At 31.4% G+C, this 7,035-nt stretch carries 8 protein-coding genes; 1 reads left to right on the top strand and 7 read right to left on the bottom strand.

What is annotated here, in order from left to right; translation table 11 throughout:
- Positions 1-1,686 (bottom strand): GspE/PulE family protein, encoded by a 1,686-nt coding sequence (locus RR430_RS03880; RefSeq protein WP_332487712.1) that lies wholly within the window; start codon positions 1,684-1,686, stop codon positions 1-3.
- Between the two features lie 67 nt (positions 1,687-1,753).
- Here RR430_RS03880 and RR430_RS03885 point away from each other — a divergent pair, with 67 nt between their 5' ends.
- The gene (locus RR430_RS03885; RefSeq protein WP_332487711.1) at positions 1,754-2,503 is read left to right on the top strand and encodes a prepilin peptidase; all 750 of its coding nucleotides are present in this window, start codon (positions 1,754-1,756) and stop codon (positions 2,501-2,503) included.
- 10 nt (positions 2,504-2,513) lie between these two features.
- Here the strand turns inward: RR430_RS03885 and RR430_RS03890 are convergent, their stop codons facing one another.
- The 6 genes from RR430_RS03890 to RR430_RS03915 all read right to left on the bottom strand — a co-directional run.
- On the bottom strand, positions 2,514-2,993 hold the full coding sequence (locus tag RR430_RS03890) for a prepilin-type N-terminal cleavage/methylation domain-containing protein (RefSeq protein WP_332508683.1): 480 nt from the start codon (positions 2,991-2,993) through the stop codon (positions 2,514-2,516).
- A 14-nt stretch (positions 2,994-3,007) separates the two neighbouring features.
- Positions 3,008-3,328 carry a type II secretion system protein gene (locus tag RR430_RS03895; RefSeq protein ID WP_332487709.1) on the bottom strand — a complete coding sequence of 107 codons (321 nt, stop codon included), beginning with the start codon at positions 3,326-3,328 and terminating at the stop codon, positions 3,008-3,010.
- Positions 3,306-4,484 (bottom strand): hypothetical protein, encoded by a 1,179-nt coding sequence (locus RR430_RS03900; RefSeq protein ID WP_332487708.1) that lies wholly within the window; start codon positions 4,482-4,484, stop codon positions 3,306-3,308. Before RR430_RS03900 ends, RR430_RS03895 begins: the two co-directional genes overlap by 23 nt.
- A gap of 4 nt (positions 4,485-4,488) precedes the next feature.
- Positions 4,489-5,151: a hypothetical protein gene (locus RR430_RS03905; protein ID WP_332508685.1), complete on the bottom strand. Its 663-nt coding sequence runs from the start codon at positions 5,149-5,151 to the stop codon at positions 4,489-4,491.
- Positions 5,151-6,560, bottom strand: coding sequence for a hypothetical protein (locus RR430_RS03910; RefSeq protein WP_332487706.1), 1,410 nt, complete (start codon positions 6,558-6,560; stop codon positions 5,151-5,153). Before RR430_RS03910 ends, RR430_RS03905 begins: the two co-directional genes overlap by 1 nt.
- Before the next feature lie 26 nt (positions 6,561-6,586).
- Positions 6,587-7,035: type II secretion system F family protein (locus RR430_RS03915; protein WP_332508686.1), on the bottom strand; the 449-nt coding region annotated here is incomplete at its 5' end.

Consider the following 7,035-nt stretch of genomic DNA (forward strand, 5'->3'; position numbering starts at 1 on the left):
CTATTCAATAGAGTATAGAATCTTAACAGCTTCTTCTACACTTGTAGTACCATCTTTTACTAGTTCTGATAATTCTTCTCTCATCGTGATAATATCTGCACCTCGTGCATAATCACGTATCGCTTTTACATCATTACCTTTTTCAATAATAACTTTTTTAATATCTGGTGTAACTCTAAATATTTCATTTACCGCAATACGTCCACGGTATCCTGTTCCACCGCATAATTGACATCCTTCACCTTTATATACCGTTTGAAGATTTGGACTATTAAGAAGACGTCTTGTTGTATCATCTGCAGGATGTTCTTTTTTGCAATGTGGACAAATACGTTTTACAAGTCTTTGTGCAATTACACCACGTAATGAATCAGCTAACAAATAAGGTTCAACCCCCATATCAACTAAACGTGATATAGATGAGAATGAGTCATTAGTATGTAATGTTGATATAACTAAGTGTCCAGTTATTGATGCACGTACAGCAATCTCTGCAGTTTCAGCATCACGAATTTCACCAATCATAATGATATCTGGATCTTGTCGTAAAATTGAACGTAATCCCGATGCAAATGTTAATCCTGCTTTGTTATTAACTTGTACTTGGTTAACACCATTTATTCGTTTTTCAACTGGGTCTTCTACCGTTACAATATTTAATTTAGGATCAATAATTTCTTTTAACATTGTATATAGAGTAGTTGTTTTACCTGAACCGGTAGGACCTGTAGCAAGTATAATACCATTTGAATATTTAATTAACTCATGAATAGTATTTATACTTTTCGCACTAAAGCCCATATCTTCAAAGTTATAACTTACATCTTGATTAGTTCCTAGTAAACGCATAACTATTTTTTCACCATAAATCGTTGGTAAAGACGATACACGCATATCTATTTCAGTTATACCATGTTGGAATTTGAAACGCCCATCTTGTGGAATACGTTTTTCTGCAATATTCATTCCTGACATAATCTTTAAACGTGTCACAAGTAATGGATGTAAATTTGTTTGTAACTCCATATTTACACGTAAGTCCCCATCAATACGGAAACGCACAATTACTTTTGTTTCTTCTGGTTCAATATGAATATCACTCGCATTACTTTGTATCGCATCACTTACAATATTATTTAATAACTTAACTACTGGAGCTGCATCAATTCTTTCTAACATATCTGCATTTAATTCATCAGCAGCTGTTACATTATTTTCTTGGTGCAATGTATTTAATGCATCACTTGTTTTTAATCGAGTGAAGATTTTATCTTGAGCTTCTTCAATTTCTTTTTTACTTGAAATAATACACTCGACATTCATACCTGTCGCAACTCTTATATCTTCAATACTATAGAAGTCTAACGGATCTGCTGTCGCAACAAACAAAACACCTTCACGTACATATAAAGGCAATACTTTTGATTTCATCAATAAATCTTCTGGAATTAAATTAATCGCATCAGATTCAACACTGAAAACTGGGTTTTCAATGTAAGGAACATTCAACTTTTTACTTAAAAGCTTTAATACATCCTTTTCTTTTACATAACCTAAGTCAACTAATACGTCTCCTAAACGTTTGCCTGGTTGCATTTTTTGTTTTGCAAGGGCATCATTCAATTGATCCATTGTAATGTAATCATTACTTAGTAACAATTGACCTATAGGTACATTTTTTTCCATACGTATCTCTCCTTTATTTACGTTTTGTGTTATGCTTTTAGTAGTTAATTTTATAAGTGAGGTTATTATGCAAATTCTACTAACTATTTATTCAATACTTTTAGGACTAGTTATAGGTTCATTCCTAAACGTTTGTATCTATCGATACCAAACCAAAGAACCAATATCTAGAGGAAGATCTCATTGCCCTAAATGCAATCACACATTATCGTGGTATGAATTAATTCCACTATTCAGTTGGATTGGCTTACGTGGTAAATGTAAAAGTTGCCACCAACCTATATCAATCCAATACCCAATAGTAGAATCAATTACTGCAATTTGTTTTCTTCTAATCTATTTAAAATTCGGAATTACATTTGATACTTTAATTTATTTTATATTTGCATCTATATTAATAATGGCTGCCGTTATTGATTTACAAACTATGATTATCCCAGACAGGACTCATATCATTTGTATTCTATGTGGTATCCTACTATTAATCTTACACCCAACTCAATTACTTGATAAGGCTATTGGTGCCATAATTGTCTGTATTCCATTACTTATTATCGCATATGCAACTAAAGGAATGGGTTATGGTGATGTAAAATTAATGGGTGCTGCCGGTTTTGTTCTTGGATGGCAAAACATATTATTTGCCATGATGCTAGGTTCTATTACCGCTAGTGTGATTGGAATAATCACAACTAGAATAAAGAAAATTTCATTAAAAACAGAAATGCCTTTAGGTCCTCATTTAATATTTGGAATTCTATTTTGCTTACTATATGGTAACCAACTAATTAATTGGTATCTAACAAGTTTCTTTTAATAAGAAGTCTCTACTCCGTTGTAGGGGCTTCTTTTACTATACAAATTGAGCCACCAGCTCCACCTGACTTTATAACTGCTGCCGGAGTTTTATATGGTGCATAACTTCCTTTAGCAGTGTAACCATCAACTTTAACAGTCACATTAACTTTATTAGCCTCTGTAGTAAAAAATAGACTCACCGAATCATTTCCATTAAAAGTTAGATTACTTTGGGTCCCCATTCCATATAAACTAATAGTTTTACCAGAATAATAGGCAGATGCATCACAAGGACTTCCACCTACACTAATGGATCCTTTTGCATTTCTTATCTCATTCTTGATGTAAGCTAATGCATTGTTTGCTACATCTTTTCCTTCGATTATTTTTTTATTTACTCCATAGTTTTGAATGACAGGCAACAAACCAGACGCAACAAAAGTCATGATAATCCCTATTATCGCAATCGAAACTATAAGTTCTATTAACGTCATTCCTTTTTTGTTCATCTTTGCATTCCTTACTATTTTATAGCTCTAAATAATTTATACTTTAAAGCACTGTTACTAGTACACATTTGTCCTGTGTAACTTTCAGTGTCACTTGCTTTAAAGATTTGCCCATTATATGAAATCGATACTTTTGGGCCATCACAAGTATAGTTCTCATTTGTTATTTGAGTTGCTGCATTCAAACTACTTTCATTTATTTTTTTATTTGCTACCGTAATTTCCAACATTCTCGAAAACACCGTTATAAATAAAATTGATGTCACAGCTAATATTCCAACAGATACAATAACTTCTATTAATGTAAAACCTTTATTTGTCATATGTTTTTCCAAAAGACATTGCACCTCCTGATCCACCACCAACATTAATACCAGCTTCAGAAATTAAGTTCAATAGATTAGCACTTGGTTTTACACCAAATAAATTAGCGAATTTCCCATATTCTAATTTATTCGCTATTAATCCGCCATATAGGTTTATATAAATATTCGCATTACTGCCCTCAGCATCTACTTCACTAAAAGGTGCAAGTATCCAAGCATTCATAGTAATTGCTCCTTGCTCAGCATCCAAATCAATGTCTCCTTCACCTTTTGCCATGAATACAATGTTATCCGCATCTTCTATTTTCCCAATTGAACCTTGTTTTATAGATAATTCATTAAATAAGAAAACAAGTAAATTATCCGTTTCTCCACCTTTTACCGTTATATTAAGTGGTGATAAATTTTCAATTTGATTCGCTATATTAACATAAATGGTCCCCCCACTAATGTCAAATGTCATATTTGCACTATACCTGTCTTTATAATTACAGCTTTTTTTATTTACATTATTATTATAATTGCAGTCTTTCGTAATGTTGGAAGTTAGTTGTGTTACATATTTCTTATATGTATCTATATTAGGTTTGCTTCCTGGTTGTTGAAATTCTTTTTCGATGTCTTTTCCAAATTTACAATCATCCTCTTTACCAGGTTTCCAACCAAAACCACATACTTGAGTATTCTTTCCATTAGCATCAATGTCCGGAACATTTACCACCACTAGTGGTTTATCTATTCCACCTTCAATGATATTTATATATCCTGTAACTGTTCTAGTTAACCCGTTTAAAGTAGCTGTAGAATTTACAACCAATTTAGTACATGTACTAGCATCACTAGTAGCACATGCAACTGTTACCTCAATTGCCCCCATTTTAGCAGAATCATATCCACTTAATGACAATGGTAAAATACCACCACTAGCTCGTATTTGATCTACCACTGCTTTACCAGTTACAGTATCTTTTGTAAAAGCATCTAATGTAGTTTCTAACCCACTTAGTGCACTTTGATAAACTTGTTCGCCATTCATTTCAATCTTTGTCATTTTAGTATTATGGTTTGCCAAGAATATCATGCCCGTGCCTAAAATAGTCATCAAACAAAATATCATGATGACATAAAGCAAAACTGCTCCTTTTTTGCTTTGGTTATTACTCATTAAATTACTCCATTCCTTGTGTGCTATAAACTTTTACCGTAACAGTAAATGTATCATCTTTGGCATTTCTTGCTAATCCAACTGTTTTCATGGTTTTGCTTTCGTTAATAATTGAATCTAAAAACGCACCCACAGTTTCTTGATTACCACTTATTTCAATGTTTATCAAATTAACATCTAAATAAACTTCATTTATGATTGGATTAAATTCTTCTGGAAGTTGTATTCCATTAACTAAATATAATGCATCTTTTAAAGAATAAGTTGTTATAACTTCTGGATCTGCTTCTGCTTCTACTGGGATTTCTGGTGATACAAGCATAATTGCATGATCAGTTATTGTACTTCCTATTATTTTATTTCCACTAGCTTCTGCTAATGTTATTAAATAATCATAAACTTTATCATTAACTTGCCCAGGTAATATTTCACCTAATTTTTCATCTGCAATGGTTTTTGCATCTAATAATTCTTGGTCATATGTTCCATAACGAGCAACTGTTTCATCCATAGTTTTATGTAATGATTCTTGTTCAGTTAAAGATTTTTTATTTAAATTAAAATCGTTATATAGAGGTAATAATAAGAATACTACATAAACCGAAATTACTGTAATTACAGCCAACATGCCTAATAAGAATTTCTCACGTTTAGTTAAATTCATCATTACTCACCTCTTCCCATAGTAGCAATTACCGCAAAATTATAATCACCACTTTGTTCATTTATTCCTATTTGATTAAATACAACTGATTCAAAGATTCCTGAATTTTTAAGATAATCTGCATAATAAGTTGGAGTATGTGGATCAGCAGCACTAATATCAATTGTAAATATTCCAAGATCTGATGACATACCATTTATAGATATTCCTTCATACCCGAATATAACTTGTACAGTATATGAATTAATAGTAGGAATAATATTTAAGTTTGCTTGAGCATTAGTAATTTCATTTACTATTGTCTTATATGCGGAAATAATAGATTCATCCTCTAATACCTTTGTTACTTTTTCTATTGTTTCTACATTTGTTGTATAGTTTTGCTCAATAGCAATTTGATTTTTTATTTGGTCATTATAATAGAATAGCCCACCATAAATACCACCTAGAACTAGAACACTAACTCCACCAAGTATAAGAAATTTCTTTTTAGTTGGGTTCATTGCTTTTTCTTGTTTTAAATAATCTGAATACAACTTATCGAAGTTTAAATTCTTTGGATTACCAGCAAGTGATCCTAAGATATGAATATATGATAAGTAATTAAAATCTTCTGGTGCTTGTAGATTATCAATTGCAGGCATTACTTCAATTGCCATTGGTAAAGATTGTGATAAATCTACAATTAGTTTATCAAATCCATTGTAATCACCAAACATGTAGATTGCTTCAATTTTAGATTGATAATGACGTGTCATTTGGAATTGTTGCATCATTGAAATTTCTTCTTTGATAGTCGCAAGTAATCCTTCATAGTTGTCAAACGAAATACGTGCACTTCTTAATAAAACGAACTTTTGTCCATCAAACAAGAACACTTTTAATAAACCATTAATTATTTCAAGTGTTATAAATGGTTGCGTATTTTCTTTAATTGAAGTTTTTGAAATGTAATTAAATAAAGCTCTATTACCTACTTCTATTGTTCTTACTTTTTTACATTTAATATCAGCAAGTGTTTTTTCATAAGATGCTACTAGTGATAGTGGTAATCCACACACTAATATTTTTCTTAATTTATCTTCTTCAGACATTCCAATATCAACAAAATCAAGCAACATCTCTTGTGATAATGTTTGAGATGCTTGCAATTCATTCTTGATGATTTGAATTGTTTTATCATTATCTAGTACAGGTACTTTTAATTCACGATAAAATGCACTTGTATTATTCGCAATCATTGTAGCTTTCTTTGTTTTTTTATCTTGTAGTTCTGTCACTATTTGATGCAAATTCTCTTGATCCATTAGTGAATAAACTGTTTTAAAACTCTCAATCGTAATTTGATTTTTCTTGTAGACTGCATCTACAATTTTATATTGGGTATTCCCTACTTCTATTAAGTATGCCACAACAATTCCTCCTTATTTTTTATTCACTAACTAATGTGCTGCATCATTCCATACATTGGTAACATAACTGCCGCAACAATGAATCCTATAACTAAAGCCATGATAATCATCATGATTGGTTCTAGTAATGACACTAATCTAGTAGAAGCTGCATCAGCTTCTTCATCAAAGTAGTTAGCAGCAGAATCTAGAATAGTATCAATCGATCCAGATTCCTCACCAATATAAACCATTGATGTAAACATGGGATCAAATACCGCGGTATCTTCAAGTGAGGTTGATATATATTCTCCCCTACTAACTTTTTGTATAACATCTTGGAATTTTTCTTCAATAACTACGTTTCCAATAATAATTGATACCATTCTTAATAATTCAATCATATCAAGACCACTCGCATAAAGTGTTGCAAAACCACGTGCACATCGAGCAGAATAAATTGTTCTATTCAATTTACCAACAACTGGTCCATTTA

Origin of the sequence: Anaerorhabdus sp. (assembly GCF_036641015.1) — a bacterium.
Classification (GTDB): Bacteria; Bacillota_I; Bacilli_A; order Erysipelotrichales; family Erysipelotrichaceae; genus Anaerorhabdus.